Genomic DNA, 20,478 nt, shown 5'->3' on the forward strand with positions numbered 1-20,478 from the left:
AAACTAAAGACGAGGCCCCTATTCTCCAGTTCAGTTCCCCGACTTAAACGTGTAAGAAGTAACCAATAGAAGCACAATAACAAGTACCCACAGGATAATAAAAACTAATTTGACTCCAAACCGAATATTGGTCTTGTTTTCTGCGTCATATACGTAATACCAGGAAACTGGTAGTAGGTAGCGCTTTAATTTTTCTACTGGTTTATAAGCTTCCTGTAAGGAGGTGTGGTGGTAATATAAATCAGTAGAATTGGTAGGTTTATAATAATGATTTAAATAGTGCTCATTCAAATGAAGAGGCTCAAATGCTAATTTCCCATTCGCACTTTTTAAAACATATATTGTTTTATTATTTCTCAACTCGTTCCTGAATGACTGCAAATCAAGCCATACGCCTTGTTCATTTTTAAGAGCTAACATGCCAAAGGTGGGGTCTACTACTATCCATTTTTTTAATTCAGGTATGTAGCATTCACTCACTACATGAGAGTCATCTGAATATTTCATTTCAATATTCCTGGTAATAATATTTTGGGCCCAGGCAAAATAAGAGAACATACCCGCATAGATACCGCACCAAAGGCTGTCGCCAGTGTTCGTGTTAAGTGCTTTATACTGATTGAATGGTGAGAGTTGTAACAAATAGGCTTTGGGATGCCCATATCGCTTCCCAAAATCATCATAGATCTGCTTACTGATCTGATTGGCCTTAACTAAAGTTGAATTAGAGGAGTCAAGAAGCCAAGACGCAACACTACGCTTGGCTTCTATTTGCTCTTTATAATGACTTGTCTTAAAATCTGTTTTCCATAGCGCCTCGCAATCTTCATTACATTCCTTGTAAAGGAAGGAATGGTCACGGTAAGGTTGGTAATGAAAGTAATCCCTATAGTAGTAGATAATTAGATTAATAGCCGTTAATGCAACAAATAATACAATTAAATTTCTACGCTTCATTTCTAATGCTACAAATACAATAAGGGCAGGGTTAAATCAGACTGCAGCTAAAAGTGAAAATACTTCTATTGAGGCAAAGCCTATTAAGGTATAGAAGGTTATACCTTAATATAAATCCGTTTCTTATCCATCCAATAACAAATAGCCCACATGAAAAAGATAACGGTTAGGGCAAAGGCTAGCGACCCAATTTCCGGATCACCGGGTATAAACTTATATACCTTGTCATACATCCAGCTCCAGGGGCTGGTATAAATAGGTTGGCCAGCGTCGTTAGTTCCATTCGGGATTCGAATCAGTCGTAAGCCCTTGGGTAAGAAGGCACTTAAGGCAAATACAAAAAGGGCATTTTTACCAAATACATCAAAAAAGCGCGTCCACCAGCCACGGATACCTTTTACTTCAATAGCATAGATAAGCGTTGCCAATATGGCCATTGCCATTCCCGTAGTTAACACTACGTACGAGCTGGTCCATATCTTTTTATTGACCGGGAAGCTTAATCCCCATGCGTAGCCTGTAAAAAGTAAGGCCATGGCAGCTACAAACAAACCAGTAAGCGTTACATATAAGGATACACGATGAAAGTTAATGCTTGAAGGATAGTTTTTGAAATGGTCATCGGAGTTAGGCACTTGTTCCAGTTGATGGTCAATAACAGCAGCTTCTTTTCCTTTTTTGAGAATATAATCGCCTACCAAATAACCGAAGATAACTTGAACAATAGCAGGTATGGTACTCATCAATCCTTCCGGATCAAAAATATAGGGCTTGCCCTGGAATTGCTCACCGCGGTACATGTGTACATCACCCAAAATGGCTTTGTCGATATTGGTGCCGAACCAGCCTGTCAGACTATAAGGGTCTGCCGGATTGCCTAATACACATAACAGCCAATAAACCAGTAAAAGGATCAATCCAGCCAAGAAAGCACCTCTCGCCTTTAAGTAATAAATAATTACAGAAGCAAAGAAGTAGCAGACAGCAATGCGTTGCAATACACCAAAAATTCGTACACCGGAAAGGTTACCCGATCCGTTGATCCATGTCCATCCGCTAAAAAGGAACTGACCGTCCTGGAAACGGGAAAAAGGCCACCAGTTCAAAAACAAGCCAATCAAAAAGATAAGCAGCGTTCGTTTGATCACTTTTTTCCAAAAGATAGCATCACCAGCTGCTTCCAGTCGGGGCATCACAAAGGCCATAGCATTACCTACCGCAAACAGGAAAAAGGGGAAGACCAGGTCGGTAGGAGTTAATCCATGCCAGGGTGCGTGCTCCAGTGGACTGTAAATATGGCCCCAACTGCCCGGGTTATTTACCAGAATCATTAGGGCTACGGTGGCGCCTCTAAAAACATCTAAGGAGTAATAGCGTTGTTTCAAAGCTGAAATTTGGATAAATGTAATAATTTGAAGGCTTTGAATGCGCTTTTATGTATAAGATTAAGAATGTATTTATTCATCCTTCTGCTATTATTGATGAAGGTGCTATTATAGGGGCAGGAACCAGGATCTGGCATTTTAGCCATTTAATGCCGGGTTGCCACGTTGGGACAAATTGCAATATTGGCCAGAATGTTTTCATAGATAATAACGTCAGTATTGGTAATGGGGTAAAAATCCAGAACAATGTATCTCTATATAATGGTGTAATACTAGAAGACGATGTTTTCTTAGGCCCATCCATGGTATTTACAAACGTGATTAATCCTCGGAGTTTTATAGAAAGGAAAAATGAATTCAAGACTACCTTGGTGCAAAAAGGTGCCACTATAGGTGCAAATGCGACAATTGTTTGCGGTGTAAGTATCGGTAAATACGCATTAGTGGGGGCCGGCAGCGTTGTAACAACCAATGTTAAGGACTTTGCTTTAGTCTACGGAAACCCTGCCCGACAGCAGGGCTGGGTTAGTAAAAATGCTTATCCATTGGTTTTCAATGACAAAGGAGAAGCATGGTGTGAGCAAGGTCAGGAAAAGTACATTTTGGAAGCCGATCAGGTCCGTATGAGTTAATTATTTAATAATTTAACTGGCTCAAAATCTGCTCATTTTAATTGGCTGTCACTCCCAGCCATAACCTATATTTGCAGCCGCATCTACTCAACCATAGCCGGATTTTTTTAAATATGTGCTGTGACTGAGGAGGCGAAGCTTTGCCAAACTAGCATCGATGAGTACAAAATGGTATGCAATCTATACGCGTCCACGCTGGGAGAAAAAAGTACACGGGCTGCTTTCTCAAAAAGGTATTGAGAGTTATTGCCCGTTGAACAAAATTCGACGCAAGTGGAGCGACCGGATCAAACTCATAGAAGAACCTTTATTCAAGTCCTATGTATTCGTTAAGGTAACTGACGAAGATCGTACTGCTGTACGCATGACCAATGGTGTCGTCAACTTTGTATACTGGAATGGGAAACCAGGTGTTATTAAAGACAAGGAAATCCAAAGTATACAAAAGTTCCTGGGTGAATATGAGAATGTGAGCTTGATAAAAATGGATCTCCAAAAAGATGACCGGGTTGTAGTGGCTGCAGGACCACTGATGGATCAGGAAGGAAAAGTAATCGAAGTAAAAAATAAGGTGGCCAAGGTGGTGATTGAAAGTTTGGGCTATATATTAGTGGCCGATATCGATAAAAACAATCTAATTTCCATATAAACGAACCAACTTCACTAGAATGCGTTTTTCCTCCCTCGCAATAATCCTATTTAGCCTTTTCTTTATCTCTTGCGGTACCCAACGTGCTGTTTATAATTACTTAGAAGATGTAAATGATAGCACCTTCCGTAAAAGCGTATATATAGCAGAGCCTAGCATTCAAAAGAATGACCTGCTCTCCATTCAGGTATACAGCGCAGCACTGGACCCCCAAATAGATGCATTATACAATATGCAAGGTGTTCAGGGAGGTGGCGGATCAGCACAAGGCGGGCAGTTAGGAGGTTATTTGGTTGATGTGCACGGTAATATTGAGCTGCCCCGAATAGGAAGCGTTAAGGCTGAAGGGTTAAAAAAAGGCGAGTTGGAAGCTGCCATCAAAGAACGGCTGAAAACCCAGTTGACAAATCCCAACGTAATTGTTCGTTTTCTAAACTTCCGCATTACAATGTTAGGAGAAGTAGGGAATCCTGGCGTTTTAAATATTCCAACAGAGCGTTTGACTGTGTTGGAAGCCATTGGCATGGCAGGTGGAGTTACACAGTTTGGCACAATCAAGCAGGTACGGATATTGCGAGAAGTGAATGGCGAAAGACAACTAGGTATATTAGATTTAACGTCAAAAGAGATCTTTGCATCACCTTATTACCAATTACAACAGAATGATGTGGTGGTGGTGAACCAAACTCGTTATAAACTGCGTCAAACAGAGCAGCAACGCGTCATTCAGCAGGTTGGCTTTTTCACCGGTATTATTTCTGCCGCAGCCCTGATCATTGCCATATTTAACCGATAACTGACCTTATTAATTAGCCACCTTCATGGAGGACCAATTTCAATTTACCCCGATAACTAAAAAAGAGACCCCTGGTTTAACCTTTAAGGATCTCTATTTTAAATACATCCGCTTTCTGCCGTTTTTTGTGCTTTCAGTAGCCTTAGCGCTCCTGAGTGCCTACTTGTATTTGCGGTATACAGATCCTACCTACAAATCCGCCGGGGCCTTATTGGTGAAGCAAGACCAGGGAGCAGGAGGTGGAGGAGGAGCAAACGATCGCTTCCAGCAATTATTTGTTTTAGATAATTCCATTAATATTAATAATGAGATCGAGCTATTGAAATCTCGCCAGTTAATGGAGCGGGTGGTGAAGCGGCTCAACCTCAATTTCAGCGTAACCGCTAAAGGAAATATCAGAAACTCCCATCTCTATACACAGATTCCCTTTGATATTGAGGTACTACAACTGAACGACTCCGCTGCCTTTACATGGAACATCGTTTTTCAAAAAGACGGCCGCTTTCAAATCAATAATGGTGAACTCATTGCTCCTGATCATGACTTCAAAAATGCACAGGGTTCCTTTCGCCTGATCCGTAAGCCAGAACAGTCTATCAATGAAGAGTTTAATGAGTATATCATCAATTGGCAGCCTACAGAGGCGGTAGCAGCATACTATGCCGGTGCTGTTGAAGTGTTCCCTAAAGGTGCTACAGGTATTTTATTATTGTCACTGGAGTCCAACCATCCCCAATTGGCCGCCGATGTCATCAATACCTTAATGGCCGAATACAGAGTGGCCACTATTGAAGACAAGAACGAAACCCGGCGAAAGATCATTGAGTTTGTAGACGGTCGGCTTAAAGTAGTGTCTCACGAATTAGATAGTGTTACCGCCCAGTTATTGGCCTATCAGCAAGCCAATAATCTGATTGACCCAGAGGGACAGACCACAGGATACTTTTCTCGTTTAGAAGAAGTAGACCGGCAGGTTAACGAGGGACGGGTGCAATTGAGCGTGATGCAGATGATCGATGAGTATTTAAGCGATAGCAAGAATAAATACAACTTAGTTCCATCTACATTGGGTGTTCAAGACGGTACACTAAGCAATCTGATTTCAGCGTATAATGTAACGCAGATGGAGCGGAAGGGATTGGTAGATGCCAATGTACCGGTAACAAATCCTAAAGTGCAGCAGCTGGAGGAACGCCTGGACCGGGTGCGGGAGAATGTAAAAGAAAACTTACGGAATATCAAAAACGCACAAACGGCAGCTATTGGTCGTTTACAGCAGCAGGCGGCTACTTACCGGTCAGAAATTCAACGCATCCCCTCCAAAGAGCAAAACCTGGCCGAGATCAGGCGGCAGCTGGAAACCAAACAGGAAGTTTACAACTTATTAATGGGTAAGCGGGAAGAATCAGCTATATCACTAGCCGCAACCATTTCCAATATCAAAGTGCTGGAAAAAGCCAACCCTAACCGAACGCCGGTAAAACCTAACCGCCGTACAGTACAACTTATTGCTTTACTGGCTGGCCTGGCGCTTCCAACCCTGATCATTTTCTTGATAGAAGTATTGAACGATAAGATTACTTCGCGAACAGAAATTGAGCGGATCACCGATGTGACCATACTGGGCGAGGTTGGCCATTCTTTTGGCAAGGACGCCTTAGTGGTAAAACCAAATACCCGCGGCATTATCGCCGAGCAATTCCGCATCATTCGCTCCAACTTGCAGTATGTGATCAATAATATAGAGAAGCCGGTCATTATGGTCACTTCATCCTTTAGCGGAGAAGGTAAATCCTTTATCAGTACCAATATGGGAGCGGTGATGGCCTTGGCAGGCAAGCGTACCATCATTTTGGAGTTTGATATCCGTAAGCCGAAAGTGTTGGCGCATTTGAATATGCCCAAAAAGCCAGGTCTTACCAATTACCTGTTAGGAAAAGCAGAATTGGAGTCCTTGCCTATTCCTGTTCCAGGATATGAGCACTTATTTGTCTTGTCGTGTGGCCCAGTGCCGCCCAACCCGGCAGAGATCTTATTGGATCAAAAAATAGAAACCTTATTCAACTACCTGAAGCAGGAGTTTGATGTAGTTATAATGGATACAGCACCGGTAGGTATGGTAAGCGATGCCTTAACATTGAGTAAATACTCAGATGCTACCCTCTACCTGGTGCGTCAAGGCCATACCTTTAAGAAACAAATTGCCTTAATTGACCAATTTTATAAGGAAGGCAAGTTGCCCAAGCTTTCTATCATACTCAATGATGTAAAAAATAGAAGAGGTTATGGTTATGGTTATGGTTATGGCTATGGCTATGGAAGTGGCTATTTTGAAGAGGAGGACCAGCCGAGTCCAACCCTAAGCCGCTGGCTGGGCTGGATGGATATGAAAAAATGGCAAAACAAAAAACACAAGCGTAAGGAGAAAGTATAATGCGAATACTCGTTACTGGTGGAGCCGGATTTATAGGTTCCAACCTCGTTGAACATTTATTAGGCAGGCCAGAGGTAACTTTTGTTCGTGTTTTGGACAATTTGGCAACCGGTAGCTTAAAAAACATTGAAGCGTTTCAGAATAACCCCAGGTTTGAGTTTGTGGAAGGAGACATCCGCGACTACGCTACATGCTTAGCCGCTTGCGAAGGCATCGATCGGATATCACACCAGGCAGCGCTGGGTTCGGTCCCCAGATCAATTCAAGACCCATTAACGAGCAATGAGGTTAATGTAACAGGCACTTTAAACATTTTTACCGCAGCAAAAGAACTAGGTATTCAACGTGTGGTGTATGCAGCCAGTTCCAGTACCTATGGCGATCATCCCGGCTTACCTAAGGTAGAAGACAAGATTGGCAACCCTTTATCACCTTATGCCGTTACCAAATTTGTTAATGAGCTTTATGCACGGGTGTATGCCAATGTATATGGCTTGAACCTGATTGGACTACGATACTTTAATGTATTTGGGCCAAAGCAAAATCCGCAAGGTCCATATGCAGCGGTGATTCCGCTCTTTATCAAGTCCATCCTAAACAATGAGCCACCTACTATAAATGGTAAAGGCGAGCATAGCCGCGATTTTACCTTTGTGGAGAATGCGGTACAGGCCAATGTATGTGCTTTATTTACCCAAAATACAGAAGCCGTAAACCAAGTATATAACATTGCCTGTGGTGAACAAACCTCGCTCAGTGAGCTTTTTGAAAATTTAAAGAGCCTGGCAGGTAGCGATCTGGCACCAGTGTATGGCCCAGAACGAGCAGGTGATGTTAAACACAGCCTGGCCGATATTTCCAAAGCAAAAAACTTATTAAATTATAATCCCCCGGTACCTGTGCGTGATGGACTAAAGAAGACACTGGAGTGGTACCGCCAACAACACCATTTTTCGTATTCATTATGAATCCAACAATTCTGATTACAGGTGGCGCCGGCTTTATTGGCTCGCATGTCGTTCGTCTGTTTGTTACCAAGTATCCGGCCTATCGTATTGTAAACCTCGATGCGCTGACCTACGCTGGTAACTTGGAAAACCTGCGCGATATCGAGCAGGCGGCTAACTATGTATTTGAAAAAGTAGACTTACTGGATGCTGCAGAGTTGGAGCGGGTATTTCAAACTTATCAGCCAGATGGCGTTATTCATTTAGCCGCTGAATCACACGTAGACCGCTCTATACTTTCTCCGCTGGATTTCGTTTATACCAATGTGGTAGGAACGGTGAACTTATTGAATGCAGCTAAAAAACAATGGGCGAATAGTTTTGAAGGCAAACGCTTTTACCATGTATCTACCGATGAAGTGTATGGCGCTTTGGGCGAAACAGGATTGTTTACAGAAGAGACACCCTATGACCCCAATTCGCCCTATTCAGCATCTAAGGCAGCTTCAGATCATTTTGTAAGGGCCTATGGTGAAACTTATCACATGCCCTTTGTATTGACCAATTGTTCCAATAACTACGGGCCTTATCACTTCCCAGAAAAGCTGATTCCCCTCTTTATCAATAATATTATCAATAACAAGCCGCTACCAGTCTATGGAGATGGGCTATATACACGCGATTGGTTGTTTGTAAAAGATCATGCAGTTGCTATTGACATGGTATACCATAAAGGGAAAAATGGCGAAACCTACAATATTGGTGGTTTTAATGAGTGGAAAAACATTGACTTAGTAAAATTGCTTTGTAAATTAATGGATGAAAAGCTGGGTCGTACTACTGGTACAAGTTTACAACTGATCACATACGTAAAGGATCGTCCAGGCCATGACCGCCGTTATGCCATTGATGCCACCAAGATCAACCGGGAGTTAGGATGGACGCCTAGTGTCACCTTTGAAGAGGGCCTAAGCCAAACCATCGATTGGTACTTACAAAACACAGAATGGTTGGAGCATGTCACCAGCGGTGCTTACCAACAATATTACGAAAAGCAATACGCCAGCTAGGGAGGTGAAAAGTGAAACGTGAAAACGGAGCACAGCTTTCTCTGCCTGGAGCAGACTAGGTGCTGTAGGGTGTCGCCCTGAGTCTGGCGAAGGATATTCGCACTACAAACTGTTAGTTATCTGTAACGCCTCTTCCCTGTCATCCTGAACTTGTTTCAGGATCTGATGTTGGCACTAAATACTAACGGTTCACTTTAACGCTACTTAGACTTAATCACTCTTTGTTTGGCAAAGTGGAAAAGTTTGAATAAGCTTAATGGGGCGAACCCCTAGTTTTAAAAAGAACAAATAAATTATCATCACCAATAACCAATTGTTTTAAGAAATGAAAATTACAGTAGTAGGTACTGGCTACGTAGGACTGGTTTCGGGTACTTGTTTTGCCGAAACGGGCAATAAAGTAACCTGTGTAGACATCGATGAAAAGAAAGTACAAAAGCTGGCCAACGGAACCATCACCATTTATGAGCCCGGTTTGGAAAAACTCTTTCAGCGCAACCTGAAAGAGGAGCGTCTCATTTTTACAACCGATCTAGCAGAAGGCATTAAAGAGGCTGATATCATTTTCCTGGCCTTACCGACGCCACCAGGCGAAGATGGGTCCGCCGACTTAAAGTATGTATTGGGCGTAGCCGAGCAAATTGGAAAACTACTGGTTGGTTATAAGGTCATTGTCAATAAAAGCACCGTGCCGGTTGGTACAGCGCAAAAAGTACATAATGCTATTCGCAAGAATTATAATGGGGAGTTTGATGTAGTAAGCAATCCAGAGTTTTTACGCGAAGGGGTAGCCGTAGATGATTTTATGAAACCCGACCGTGTGGTGGTAGGCACTTCTTCTGAGCGTGCTAAGAAATTAATGAGCGAATTATATGCTCCTTATGTTCGCCAGGGTAATCCTGTGATCTTTATGGATGAACCGTCTGCAGAATTGACGAAATATGCCGCTAACTCTTTTCTGGCTACCAAGATCACCTTTATGAACGAGATTGCCCGCTTGTGCGAACTCTTGGGTGCCGACGTAGATATGGTGCGCAAAGGAATTGGCACAGACGAACGTATTGGTAAACGCTTCCTGTTCCCGGGCATCGGATACGGCGGTAGCTGTTTTCCTAAAGATGTTCAGGCATTAGTTCGCTCCTCACACGAAGTGGATTATGATTTTAAGATCTTAGAATCAGTGATGCAGGTGAATGAAGACCAGAAGCTGCACCTGCTTCCTAAGATCAAAAAATACTTCAATGGTAATTTGGTAGGAAAGCATTTTGCTTTATGGGGATTGGCCTTTAAACCTAATACCGATGACATTCGGGAAGCACCCGCTTTATATATCATCAAAGCATTAGTTGGTGAAGGGGCTACGGTAACGGCTTATGATCCAGAGGCCATGCCCAATGTAAAAGCCCAGGTAAATGATATTATCAATTATGCTGAAACACAATATGATGCATTAAAAGAGGCTGATGCCTTGATTATTGCTACAGAGTGGAATGAGTTCCGTACACCGGAGTTCGAAAAGATCGCTGCTGGCTTAAAGAGCAAAGTCATCTTTGATGGTCGTAATGTATTTGATCTGCAACATATGGAGTCTCTAGGCTTCCATTATGAAAGCGTAGGCCGTAAACCAATAACTAAATAAGCGATGGAACAAAAAAGAGTTTTAATTACAGGTGCAGCCGGCTTTTTAGGGTCACACCTTTGCGATCGTTTTGTAAAAGAGGGATACTATGTTATTGGGATGGACAACCTGATCACTGGCGATTTGAAAAACATCGAGCACCTGTTCTCCTCACCCAGCTTTGAGTTCTATCACCACGACGTAACTAAGTTCATTCACATTTCGGGTGGCCTGGATTACATCCTTCATTTTGCTTCGCCGGCCTCTCCGATCGACTACCTGAAAATCCCCATTCAAACCTTGAAGGTGGGAGCTATGGGAACGCATAACTGTTTAGGTTTGGCTAAAGCTAAAGGAGCACGAATTCTGGTTGCCTCTACCAGTGAAGTTTATGGCGATCCATTGGTGCACCCACAAACCGAGGAGTACTGGGGCAATGTAAATCCAGTGGGTCCAAGGGGGGTATACGATGAGGCCAAGCGATATATGGAGTCCATCACCATGGCATACCATACCTTTCATGGTGTAGACACTCGCATTGTCCGCATCTTTAATACCTATGGCCCTCGCATGCGCCTCAACGATGGTCGCGCTTTGCCAGCCTTTATAGGACAGGCTTTAAGAGGAGAGGACTTAACCGTATTTGGTGATGGTTCTCAAACCCGTTCCTTCTGTTATGTAGACGACCTGATTGAAGGGATCTATCGCTTATTGCTAAGCGATTATACAAAGCCAGTGAATATCGGCAACCCGGTAGAGATCTCGCTGAAAGACTTTGCAGAAGAAGTACTAGCCTTAACGGGTAGCAGCGTAAAGATCACCTACAAACCATTACCAGTAGATGATCCAAAACAACGCCAGCCAGATATCACAAAAGCAAAGTCACTTTTAGGTTGGGAACCAAAAGTCGATCGTAAAGAAGGTTTGAAACGAACCTATGAATACTTCAAGTCCTTACCAAAAGAAGAGCTCACAAAACAACCCAAAGAGTTTGTGAGTTTGAAATAGGTATCTTGTCTTTGAGGTTATATCCTGTATCCAATTGAGGTTATCTGAATCCAATAAGTTGCCAGGGTTAAATGGCTTAAGAGCCATTGCCGCTTTGATTGTATTAATAGGGCATGTTTATCAAGTGGCAGGCTTTTATGGTGTTAAAGAAGCAACTGTGGTCTTTAGCAGGTATGATGTAGGTATGGATATGGTCAACTTGTTCTTTGTAATAAGTGGATTCATAATCACCTACACGTTGCTACATGAAAAAGACAAGTTCCAAAATATTAGCCTCAGGCATTTTTATATTAAAAGAACATTGCGAATATGGCCAGTATACTTTCTAGTAATGGCCATTGTTTTTATCATTACCAATTTTACTAACGTTTACGATGAGTATAACATCGGAATGTATGGGCAAAAACATCTTTTTGATGCAAATGTTATTGTCATCCTTTCTTTTTTTGTAACCAATTTTTATATTGTTTTTCACCAACCGGTCTCTATACTTCCTCATTACTGGTCTTTATCTGTAGAAGAACAATTTTATATTTTATGGCCCATAATGTTCAAGTTTATATCACCTTTTAAGGCTGCTGTGTTTGTGTTGTTAGCTCCGGTGTGCTTAAAGATACTTACCGACTACATGATCTTTCACAGTGGAAGTACGCAGTTCTGGGCTATGGTATGGAATGTAATGCACTATACTGGTTACGGATCAATGGGTATTGGTGCATTAGGGGCTGTTCTAGCATATAAGCGAAAGGAGAGTCTGAAATTAATATTCCATCCTTTTGTGCAGTTCAGCTGCTGGCTCTTGTTTGCATTATCAATTATTTTCAGAGACCAAATACCATACATCCCATATATACGAAATGAAGTAATGGCAGTAGTGTATTTGGTCATTATTCTAAATGTTACTTTAAATAAAAAGGTATTTATTTCTCTGGAGAATAAGGTTTTTGATAAGATAGGTACGGTATCGTATGGAATTTACATGTATCATTATCCTTTACTTCCGCTTTTAATTTTAGCATTAAAATATTTAGGTATTTGGCCCCATTTTACAATGTTCCATCAAGTGCCTTTAGTGGTTTTAACGATTCTTACTACCTATTGTTTGGCTTCTGTATCTTTTGCTTATTTTGAACAGCCTTTTTTAAACCTAAAGCCAAAAAGATACAGTAGGCTTACAAATAGGGGCATTAAATATGTCAAAACAACGACTTTATGAAAGGAATTATTTTAGCAGGAGGTAGTGGTACCCGCCTGTATCCAATTACGAAGGCTATCTCCAAGCAGTTGATGCCCATCTATGATAAGCCAATGATTTATTACCCGCTTTCTATTTTGATGATGGCAGGTATTAAAGAGATTCTGATCATCACCACGCCAGAAGACAATCCTCAATTCAAACGCTTACTGGGCGATGGTAGTCAGGTAGGCTGCCGCTTTGAATATGCTATTCAGGAAGTGCCCAATGGATTGGCTCAAGCTTTTGTAATTGGGGCCGAATTCATAGGCAACGATAAAGTGGCGTTGGTTTTAGGCGATAATATCTTTTATGGTTCGGGTTTGGGGCGACAATTACAGGCACTGAATGATATTGAAGGTGGTTATGTGTTTGCCTATGAAGTGTCTGACCCAGAGCGCTATGGTGTTGTTGAATTCGATAAAGGAAATAAAGTCATTTCTATAGAAGAAAAGCCACAACAGCCAAAATCCAACTTCGCTGTCCCTGGCTTATATTTTTATGATAACCAAGTGGTAGAAATAGCTAAAAACTTACAACCTTCTACTCGTGGTGAATACGAGATCACCGATGTGAACAAAGAGTATCTAAAGCGTGGACAATTAAAAGTAGCCATTCTGGACAGAGGTACGGCTTGGCTTGACACGGGTACTTTTGACTCATTGAGTGATGCTTCAGAGTTCGTACGTGTAATTGAAAAACGCCAGGGAACAAAGATCGGCTGTATTGAGGAAATAGCTTATCGCATGGGGTATATTACAAAAGAGTACCTTTTAAAACATGCAGAAGCATTAGCCAAAAGTGGATATGGAGTTTATTTGAAAAGTTTAAGCGATGACATTAGTTCTAAACCTTTTTAAGGGAGATGCTAAAAATAAGTTTCAGTGATATGAACAGGCTATTCAGCCTATCAATATGAACGTTTATTTTTTGTTTGGCTTGTGTATTTTAATCTTTAGGTAATAGGAGTAAATGAAAAAAGTTCTTATTGTTGGTGCTAATGGCTTTTTAGGAAGAACCTTATTGCTACAATGCCTATCTGAAGGTTGGACTGTACATAGTTTAGTAAGTAGTTTAACTAACTCAAATTGTTCAAAAGCTGATAAGGTCTTTTCTATTGAAACAATACAAGAAAGTAAGGAAGATAACTACGATTATATTTTTAATGTGGCGGCTTACATACCTTATCTAATAGGTAGTGAAAAAAATGAAAAACTAATTGACTCTAATATTGACTTAGTATTAAAACTGCATAAATGGTTTCCTGATTCTAAAATCATCTTTGCATCAAGCATCTCTGTCTATGGGAGTAATAAATGTGTACTTACCGAGAACTCGGAATGTTTTCACCTTGCAGAATATGGATTATCAAAATTGGCTGGAGAGCTGATCACGTCATATCATCAACAATTTTCCATAGTTCGCTTTCCTTCATTGTACGGTAAAGGGATGTATGCGGAAACATTTATCCCACGGGTCATAAATGATGCTAAAGCTAAAGGGGAAATTACCCTGTTTGGCGATGGAAGTAGAATGCAAAACTATCTTTCAGTTTACGATGCTGCCAGGTATTGTATCAATGCCGCTTTGTATGGTGAAAATGAAGTATACCTTGGTATATATCCAAAGTCGTATTCAAATTGGCAAGTGGCTGAGTTAATTGCCATCCAGTTTGAGCCATGTAAAATCAAATTCGCAGGTGCAGACCTGAGCAAATCTGTTTGTTTTGATAACAGTTATACTCTTAACAAGTTAATGTATACTCCGGAAATAAGCTTAGAAGTTGGCTTAAAAGAACTGATCAATGGGTAAAAAAGTCTTAGTAACAGGTATTGGAGGTAATGTCGGATATGGTATATTAAGAAATATACTCCGTTACCATCAGAATATAGAAATAATAGGTACTAATACAGAAAGGATTTCTGCAGGCAATCATCTTTGCCATGTAGTATATGAAGTGCCTTTCTCTACAAACGAAAATTATATTCCGGAGATACAAACGATTTGTAAGAAGCATGATGTTGATCTAATTATTCCAAGTACAGATTATGAATCTTTTATTTTAGCTTCTAATAAAGAAAAGCTGACCGCTGCAGTCGCTGTATCTCCTGCAAATACCTGTCATATATTTTTGGATAAGTATATTACCTATAAAACACTTTCAGGATTCAATCTCCCTTTTGCTCAAAGTATACTACCCTCTGAATACAAGGATAATTATGAGGAAGTAATCGTAAAGCCAAGAGAGGGTAGGGGGTCTAGAGGTATTCATATTAATCCTTCTCAACCCAAAAGCTTTTCTGATGAATATTTGGTCCAGCCTTTTTTTAAGGGTAAGGAAATTACAACCGCTTTTTACGTAACAAAGGAGGGGCTGCTTCATGGATTAATTACACTTGAACGAAGCTTATCGTCTGGAGCAACTAACATGTGTGAAGTGAATACAGATTTCGATGAGCGTTTAAAAGCTTATATAGTTGAACTAATTTCAAAAATAGAGATTAGAGGCGCTTGTAATTTGCAAAGCATAATTGTCGGTGATGACTTTATACCTTTTGAAGTGAATTGCCGGATATCCGGAACAAATTCAATTCGCTCTCAGTTTGGCTTTAAAGATGTTTCGTACACACTGGATGAATATTTATTCAATACGTTGCCAGAACCCGTACAGCTAAAGCGTGGAGCAGCTATACGTATAATGCATGATATTATCTATCCGGAAGTAAGTTTAAGTAATATCAATAATCAATCTGACAACTTCTATATTTATGAATAGGATCAAGTATATTTTATTTGATGCAGCAAATACGCTTATTCATAAACCCACAATTTGGGAATGCTTTGACAAAGCCTTAAAAAGCAATAACATTGAAATGCCTATTGATTTATTAAAAAGGAATCATAAGCTGATTAGCGAGATCATACATTTCCCGGACGCTACTTCGTCTGAATTCTATCAAAAGTTTAATGCTGAGCTATTATATTCTTTAGGAATTATACCAAATGAAAAATTGCTAGAGGATATTTTTCAAGCCTGCACGTATCAACCTTGGCAACCATTTAATGATACAGTTGCATTAAATGGGTTAGACTTTCCAAAAGGTATACTGTCTAACTTTAATGCATCGCTTTCAAAGAAGATTAATGAGATGTTCCCTGACACCTTTTCAGACTTCTTTATTTCTGAAGTAATACAATTTGCAAAACCTGATTTAAGATTTTATAGAAAAGCAATTGAATTATTGAGAATAGAGCCTAATGAAGTTCTATATATTGGTGATTCAATTAAGTTAGATATGGAGCCTGCACGGGTCATTGGGATGAACTCTATTTTAATAGATAGAGATGGCGTTTTCCCAAATTTTAATGCTCGCATCAGTTCATTGTCGGAGTTAAACCAAATAATAGGTTAAGAACATACTCATGGAGAAGAAAGATATACTGTCACTAGTAGTTCCAGTCTATTATGAAGAGGATTGTATTTTACAATTTCTAAAAGAAACATCAGAAGTCCTTAACCAGCAAGATATAGAGTATGAGTATATTTTTGTAGATGATGGTAGTAAGGACAAAACAGTAGATATAATAAAAGCAGAAGCTCAGAAAAACGCTCGGATTAAGCTTGTTGAACTGTCATACAATCATGGTAAGAAAGGTGCAGTAACGGCCGGCATTAATTACGCAACTGGCGATTATTTGCTTTATATGGATCCTGATTTACAGGACCCACCATTAGAAATCCCCAATTTTTTACAAGAAATCCGGAGAGGATACGATGTGGTTTATGGCATTAGAAAGGAAAAGGTAGACACATTTGTAAATAAAATCTATTCTACCATCTTTTGGGGTACTTTGAGAAAGTTCACTGGTCTTGATATACCAAAGGGGTTAGCCGTAATGCGGATCTTTAATAGGCGTTTTGCAGATACCTTTTTACAGTATAAAGAGCAAAATAGATTCATTGAAGGTCTTTTCTTTCATATAGGCTTAAACCGATCGACACTGCATATAGAACAACGGGAACGATTTGCTGGAAAAACTAAATATAATTTTAAGAAAAAGATGCAACTGGCTTTTGATGCTATTTTTGATTTTTCTGAGATCCCGTTGAAGATGGCAGTTCGATTTGGAACTTTATTGATACTATTAGGGTTATTAGCTGTAATTGTGCTGGTTTTCAGCAAAATATTTATAGTCGATTTCCAGGCTGGTTGGCCCTCATTAATAACAGCTATAATGCTGGGTACCGGCTTGCAACTTTTTTTGTGGGTATAGCTGCAATCTATATTGGAAGAACCTATAAAGAAAGTAAAGCAAGACCGTTATTTTCTGTGAAGAATACAACTAATATAAATCTCAAGAATGTATAAACTGGCAATAATTGGTTCCGGTGATTTAGGCCAATTAATAGCACATCATGCTATTAATGATAGACATTATGAGGTTGTTGGCTTCTTTGATGATTTTAAAAATGCTGGTGAAAAAGTGGGACTGTCTAAAGTGATAGGGAGCACTCGTGAGATTTTTGAAAAGTTTAGTGAAGGTGTTTTTGATAAAATAATGATTGGAATTGGTTATAATCATTTCCAATATAGAAAAGACTGGTACAATAAATTAAAAGCCAGAATACCCTTAGGGACCATAATTCATAGTAGTACGTATATCGATACAACATGCAAAGTTGGTGAAGGCGTTTTTATTTTGCCAGGATGTGTTTTAGATACGAATGTAATTATAGGAGATAATGTTTTGTTGAATACAGGTACAACTATAGCACATGATAGTATGGTAAAGGCAAATTCATTTCTATCACCAAGAGTAGCCGTCGCAGGCTTTGTTTCAATAGGCGAATGCTGCAATATTGGAATTAATACAACAATTATAGATAATATATCTATTACTGACTTTGTTCAAACAGGAGGAGGGGCCGTTGTTGTAAAAAATCTACAACAGCCAGGTTTATATATTGGGGTCCCTGCAAGGCTGAAGAGTAAAAACTAACCTCACTATTGATTATTCGATGTAATCCTAAAACTATGATTCCTTTCAATAAACCATTCCTAACTGGAAAAGAAACACAATATATTCAGGAAGCAGTAGCTTCTGGTAAGATCTCGGGTGATGGAGTTTTCACTAAAAAATGCCATAATTTTTTTGAAACAAAATATGGCTTTAAGAAGTGCCTGCTTACTACTTCATGTACTGATGCACTGGAAATGGCTGCAATTCTCATTAATATCCAGCCAGGCGATGAGGTTATAGCTCCATCATATACATTCGTTTCTACGGTCAATGCTTTTGTATTAAGGGGGGCAAAGATTGTCTTTGCTGATAGCAGGGCGGATCATCCCGGCATTGATGAGGATGGTATTGAAGCTTTAATAACTCCTAAAACGAAAGCCATTGTTCCTGTACATTATGCAGGTGTAGCCTGTGACATGCATAAAATCATGTCACTAGCAAATAAGTATAATTTATTTGTCATTGAGGATGCCGCCCAGGCAATTGATAGTTTCTATAAATTCCCGGACGGAACAGTAAAACCCTTAGGCAGTATTGGGCATTTAGCGGCTTTTTCCTTCCACGAAACGAAGAATATTATCGCTGGTGAAGGAGGGATGTTGGTAATCAACGATGAACGTTTCATTCAGCGGGCTGAAATAATTCGTGAAAAAGGTACGAACCGTTCGGCTTTTTTCAGAGGCGAAGTAGATAAATACGGTTGGGTTGATGTTGGATCCTCCTTCTTACCTAGTGAAATCATTGCGGCTTTTCTTTGGGCGCAGTTAGAAAATCTAGAAAAAATTCAGGAGAAAAGGCAAAGTATATGGTCTTATTATGGTAAACGTTTAAGTAAATGTTTTGCAGCATCTTTTCAGTTACCTGATGTTCCAGATTATGCTACTAATAATGCTCATATGTTCTATCTAGTTTTTAACAACTTGGAGGATAGATCATTGGCAATTGAGAAGTGTAAAAAGGAAGGTATCCACCCTGTTTTTCACTATCTCTCTTTACATAAAAGTGAATATTATAAAAACAAACATGATGGTAGGCAGCTAAATAACAGTGATCACTATAGTAATTGCTTATTACGCCTACCATTTTACTACGAACTGGAAGAAAGTAATATACTCTCAATTTGCAAAAACTTTGAATAGCGATAGAATGAAAAGAACTGTGCTCTGGATGAGCTTCTTTATTGTGCTTTCAGTCAAGCTAATCACAGTTAATTATCTTGCAGGACTTACTTTTTGTGAAAATCCTGAAATTAAAGGCGGGATATGGGCCAACACTTCTGGAGACTACTTTTCTTATATCGGTGCGATGGAAAATTATATCAGCCAGGGTTTATATTATTTCAACAATAATAATGGCGACAAGGTATTTGCTGGACGTATGCCGCATTATTCAATACCGTATTATTTGCTTAGACAAATATTTTCTATTTCAACCTCTCTAGATTTATTTGTATTATACCAAGTAATTATTGAATCATTTGCAATCATTTGTCTTGCATTATTAATATTTGATATAACGAAAAGAAATTGGACTTTTTATATTAGTCTTTTATTGTCTCTGATAAGTTTGTATAATACTACTTGGTCATTTGCGATGATAACTGATGGCTTAAGTGCAAATTATTTATTTATTTCAGTTTTTTTCTTTTGGCGATTTTTTACCCTAAAGTCTAGGCTCAGTTTCTATCTATTTTCCATATTTCTAGCTCTTGCAACTTGTTTAAGGCCGTATCTTATACTGTTTTACCCTGTTTCAGGCTTGTTCTTATTTTACCATTTTAGACATTCACTAAGGAAGTTATTCCCTATTGCCTTTGCTTTAGCCTTGCCAATTACACTATTGTTAAGTCCTTGGGTTATTCGAAATTATTTTCTCTTTAATAGAGTTATCCTTTTTCAACAAGATGTTTATGCTGGTTATGGATATGGAGAGGATGAATTAGCTATCAGAAGACTTCTATCTATATTAGGAGAAGATGCTACAACTTTCTGGGATAAGAATACAGCAGCAAGCTTTTTTCATAAACAGAATTACAAAAGTTCTGACTATAAGTACCCTTCGTATCTCCAAAGAGATACTACTCTTTATAGAGCAATTGAAGACATTAGGCTTTCTTATATAAATGGCTTTGATAGTAAAAATTTAACTGTGCAGAAAGCTAATGAAATAATTGGGACATATAGAAGTAAACATCCATTTAGATTTTATCTATTAAATAATATACAACTAGTTAAAAGCTTTATTATTAATAGCGGCTCATATTATTTACCTATTTCTAAAAGTTTTACTTGCTACCAGCCTGTACAATGGGTTATAAAATTGTCTCAGTCATTACTTTACTATATATATTTAATACCTGGATTCTTAGGTTTAATCTTCGGAACTAAATATAACAGAAATGTTCGATTACTTCTGTTCCCTACAATTTTTTTAATCGCACTATTCCCTGTTTTTTTTAAGGCTATTGAATGGAGGTTCTTTCTGCCATTTTATTATTTTCATCAAGTTGGCTTAATTCTTCTTTTTTGTTTGTGGCTATCTAAATGGCCTAACTATAAAGTGAAATATGCTTAGAATTTCAGGACAATTTTAAATGAACTGTTTTGTAAAGAGTTTAATACAATTTATATATTCTACAGGGGCTGATGTGGACCATATTATTAACAGACCCTTTAACTTTATTTGACAATCAATTCCTAAGATTGTACTTAAAACCGGCGTTTTTA

19 protein-coding genes are annotated in these 20,478 nt (G+C 39.3%); 17 read left to right on the top strand and 2 right to left on the bottom strand.

The features are described from left to right. Positions 1-30: 30 nt before the first annotated feature. Together SY85_RS20070 and SY85_RS20075 are read right to left on the bottom strand one after the other, a co-directional pair. The gene (locus SY85_RS20070) at positions 31-957 is read right to left on the bottom strand and encodes a hypothetical protein (protein ID WP_066406875.1); all 927 of its coding nucleotides are present in this window, start codon (positions 955-957) and stop codon (positions 31-33) included. A gap of 98 nt (positions 958-1,055) precedes the next feature. Further along, the gene (locus SY85_RS20075) at positions 1,056-2,342 is read right to left on the bottom strand and encodes an acyltransferase family protein (RefSeq protein ID WP_066406877.1); all 1,287 of its coding nucleotides are present in this window, start codon (positions 2,340-2,342) and stop codon (positions 1,056-1,058) included. Positions 2,343-2,392: 50 nt separating this feature from the next. Between SY85_RS20075 and SY85_RS20080 the strand changes: the two genes are divergently transcribed. The 17 genes from SY85_RS20080 (at position 2,393) to SY85_RS20160 (ending at position 20,326) form a co-directional block, all read left to right on the top strand. After that, the gene (locus SY85_RS20080) at positions 2,393-2,974 is read left to right on the top strand and encodes an acyltransferase (RefSeq protein ID WP_066406878.1); all 582 of its coding nucleotides are present in this window, start codon (positions 2,393-2,395) and stop codon (positions 2,972-2,974) included. A gap of 157 nt (positions 2,975-3,131) precedes the next feature. Next, entirely contained in the window at positions 3,132-3,623 is a 492-nt protein-coding gene (locus tag SY85_RS20085) for a UpxY family transcription antiterminator (RefSeq protein ID WP_066406879.1), read from the top strand. Between the two features lie 19 nt (positions 3,624-3,642). Next, positions 3,643-4,419 (top strand): polysaccharide biosynthesis/export family protein, encoded by a 777-nt coding sequence (locus SY85_RS20090; RefSeq protein WP_066406880.1) that lies wholly within the window; start codon positions 3,643-3,645, stop codon positions 4,417-4,419. Positions 4,420-4,444: 25 nt separating this feature from the next. Continuing rightward, positions 4,445-6,853: a GumC family protein gene (locus SY85_RS20095; RefSeq protein WP_066406881.1), complete on the top strand. Its 2,409-nt coding sequence runs from the start codon at positions 4,445-4,447 to the stop codon at positions 6,851-6,853. After that, entirely contained in the window at positions 6,853-7,821 is a 969-nt protein-coding gene (locus SY85_RS20100; RefSeq protein WP_066406882.1) for an SDR family oxidoreductase, read from the top strand. Before SY85_RS20095 ends, SY85_RS20100 begins: the two co-directional genes overlap by 1 nt. Then, positions 7,818-8,870 (top strand): dTDP-glucose 4,6-dehydratase, encoded by a 1,053-nt coding sequence (gene rfbB / locus SY85_RS20105; RefSeq protein WP_066406883.1) that lies wholly within the window; start codon positions 7,818-7,820, stop codon positions 8,868-8,870. Before SY85_RS20100 ends, rfbB begins: the two co-directional genes overlap by 4 nt. 325 nt (positions 8,871-9,195) lie before the next feature. Then, on the top strand, positions 9,196-10,509 hold the full coding sequence (locus tag SY85_RS20110; protein WP_066406885.1) for a UDP-glucose dehydrogenase family protein: 1,314 nt from the start codon (positions 9,196-9,198) through the stop codon (positions 10,507-10,509). Positions 10,510-10,512: 3 nt separating this feature from the next. After that, positions 10,513-11,496 (top strand): UDP-glucuronic acid decarboxylase family protein, encoded by a 984-nt coding sequence (locus tag SY85_RS20115; protein WP_066406886.1) that lies wholly within the window; start codon positions 10,513-10,515, stop codon positions 11,494-11,496. A gap of 34 nt (positions 11,497-11,530) precedes the next feature. After that, the gene (locus tag SY85_RS20120) at positions 11,531-12,712 is read left to right on the top strand and encodes an acyltransferase family protein (RefSeq protein ID WP_158513010.1); all 1,182 of its coding nucleotides are present in this window, start codon (positions 11,531-11,533) and stop codon (positions 12,710-12,712) included. Continuing rightward, a complete protein-coding gene (gene rfbA / locus SY85_RS20125; RefSeq protein ID WP_066406891.1) occupies positions 12,709-13,590 on the top strand; it encodes a glucose-1-phosphate thymidylyltransferase RfbA in 882 nt (293 codons plus the stop codon). Before SY85_RS20120 ends, rfbA begins: the two co-directional genes overlap by 4 nt. Positions 13,591-13,702: 112 nt before the next feature. Beyond that, on the top strand, positions 13,703-14,542 hold the full coding sequence (locus tag SY85_RS20130; protein WP_066406892.1) for an NAD-dependent epimerase/dehydratase family protein: 840 nt from the start codon (positions 13,703-13,705) through the stop codon (positions 14,540-14,542). After that, on the top strand, positions 14,535-15,506 hold the full coding sequence (locus SY85_RS20135; RefSeq protein WP_066406893.1) for an ATP-grasp domain-containing protein: 972 nt from the start codon (positions 14,535-14,537) through the stop codon (positions 15,504-15,506). The genes SY85_RS20130 and SY85_RS20135 overlap by 8 nt, the downstream gene beginning before the upstream one ends. Next, entirely contained in the window at positions 15,499-16,143 is a 645-nt protein-coding gene (locus tag SY85_RS20140) for an HAD family hydrolase (protein WP_066406895.1), read from the top strand. Before SY85_RS20135 ends, SY85_RS20140 begins: the two co-directional genes overlap by 8 nt. Before the next feature lie 10 nt (positions 16,144-16,153). After that, positions 16,154-17,005 carry a glycosyltransferase family 2 protein gene (locus SY85_RS20145; RefSeq protein WP_082886627.1) on the top strand — a complete coding sequence of 284 codons (852 nt, stop codon included), beginning with the start codon at positions 16,154-16,156 and terminating at the stop codon, positions 17,003-17,005. 87 nt (positions 17,006-17,092) lie between these two features. Then, complete coding sequence (locus SY85_RS20150) at positions 17,093-17,731, top strand: acetyltransferase (RefSeq protein WP_066406900.1); 639 nt, start codon at positions 17,093-17,095, stop codon at positions 17,729-17,731. A gap of 35 nt (positions 17,732-17,766) precedes the next feature. Continuing rightward, positions 17,767-18,891 (top strand): dTDP-4-amino-4,6-dideoxygalactose transaminase, encoded by a 1,125-nt coding sequence (gene rffA, locus SY85_RS20155; protein WP_066406901.1) that lies wholly within the window; start codon positions 17,767-17,769, stop codon positions 18,889-18,891. A 7-nt stretch (positions 18,892-18,898) separates the two neighbouring features. After that, complete coding sequence (locus SY85_RS20160; protein WP_066406902.1) at positions 18,899-20,326, top strand: hypothetical protein; 1,428 nt, start codon at positions 18,899-18,901, stop codon at positions 20,324-20,326. Positions 20,327-20,478: the final 152 nt, after the last annotated feature.

The sequence above is a fragment of the Flavisolibacter tropicus genome, assembly GCF_001644645.1.
In the GTDB taxonomy this organism is placed as follows: Bacteria; Bacteroidota; Bacteroidia; order Chitinophagales; family Chitinophagaceae; genus Flavisolibacter; species Flavisolibacter tropicus.

Excerpts from the sequence above, each read along its gene's own strand:
- SY85_RS20100 (WP_066406882.1), top strand. The coding sequence starts at position 6,853 with ATGCGAATACTCGTTACTGGTGGAGCCGGATTTATAGGTTCCAACCTC.
- SY85_RS20145 (WP_082886627.1), top strand. The coding sequence starts at position 16,154 with ATGGAGAAGAAAGATATACTGTCACTAGTAGTTCCAGTCTATTATGAA.
- SY85_RS20150 (WP_066406900.1), top strand. The coding sequence starts at position 17,093 with ATGTATAAACTGGCAATAATTGGTTCCGGTGATTTAGGCCAATTAATA.
- rfbA (WP_066406891.1), top strand. The coding sequence starts at position 12,709 with ATGAAAGGAATTATTTTAGCAGGAGGTAGTGGTACCCGCCTGTATCCA.
- SY85_RS20070 (WP_066406875.1), bottom strand. The coding sequence starts at position 957 with ATGAAGCGTAGAAATTTAATTGTATTATTTGTTGCATTAACGGCTATT.
- SY85_RS20080 (WP_066406878.1), top strand. The coding sequence starts at position 2,393 with ATGTATAAGATTAAGAATGTATTTATTCATCCTTCTGCTATTATTGAT.
- SY85_RS20135 (WP_066406893.1), top strand. The coding sequence starts at position 14,535 with ATGGGTAAAAAAGTCTTAGTAACAGGTATTGGAGGTAATGTCGGATAT.
- SY85_RS20110 (WP_066406885.1), top strand. The coding sequence starts at position 9,196 with ATGAAAATTACAGTAGTAGGTACTGGCTACGTAGGACTGGTTTCGGGT.
- SY85_RS20085 (WP_066406879.1), top strand. The coding sequence starts at position 3,132 with ATGAGTACAAAATGGTATGCAATCTATACGCGTCCACGCTGGGAGAAA.
- SY85_RS20160 (WP_066406902.1), top strand. The coding sequence starts at position 18,899 with ATGAAAAGAACTGTGCTCTGGATGAGCTTCTTTATTGTGCTTTCAGTC.
- rffA (WP_066406901.1), top strand. The coding sequence starts at position 17,767 with ATGATTCCTTTCAATAAACCATTCCTAACTGGAAAAGAAACACAATAT.
- rfbB (WP_066406883.1), top strand. The coding sequence starts at position 7,818 with ATGAATCCAACAATTCTGATTACAGGTGGCGCCGGCTTTATTGGCTCG.
- SY85_RS20140 (WP_066406895.1), top strand. The coding sequence starts at position 15,499 with ATGAATAGGATCAAGTATATTTTATTTGATGCAGCAAATACGCTTATT.
- SY85_RS20130 (WP_066406892.1), top strand. The coding sequence starts at position 13,703 with ATGAAAAAAGTTCTTATTGTTGGTGCTAATGGCTTTTTAGGAAGAACC.
- SY85_RS20115 (WP_066406886.1), top strand. The coding sequence starts at position 10,513 with ATGGAACAAAAAAGAGTTTTAATTACAGGTGCAGCCGGCTTTTTAGGG.
- SY85_RS20090 (WP_066406880.1), top strand. The coding sequence starts at position 3,643 with ATGCGTTTTTCCTCCCTCGCAATAATCCTATTTAGCCTTTTCTTTATC.
- SY85_RS20095 (WP_066406881.1), top strand. The coding sequence starts at position 4,445 with ATGGAGGACCAATTTCAATTTACCCCGATAACTAAAAAAGAGACCCCT.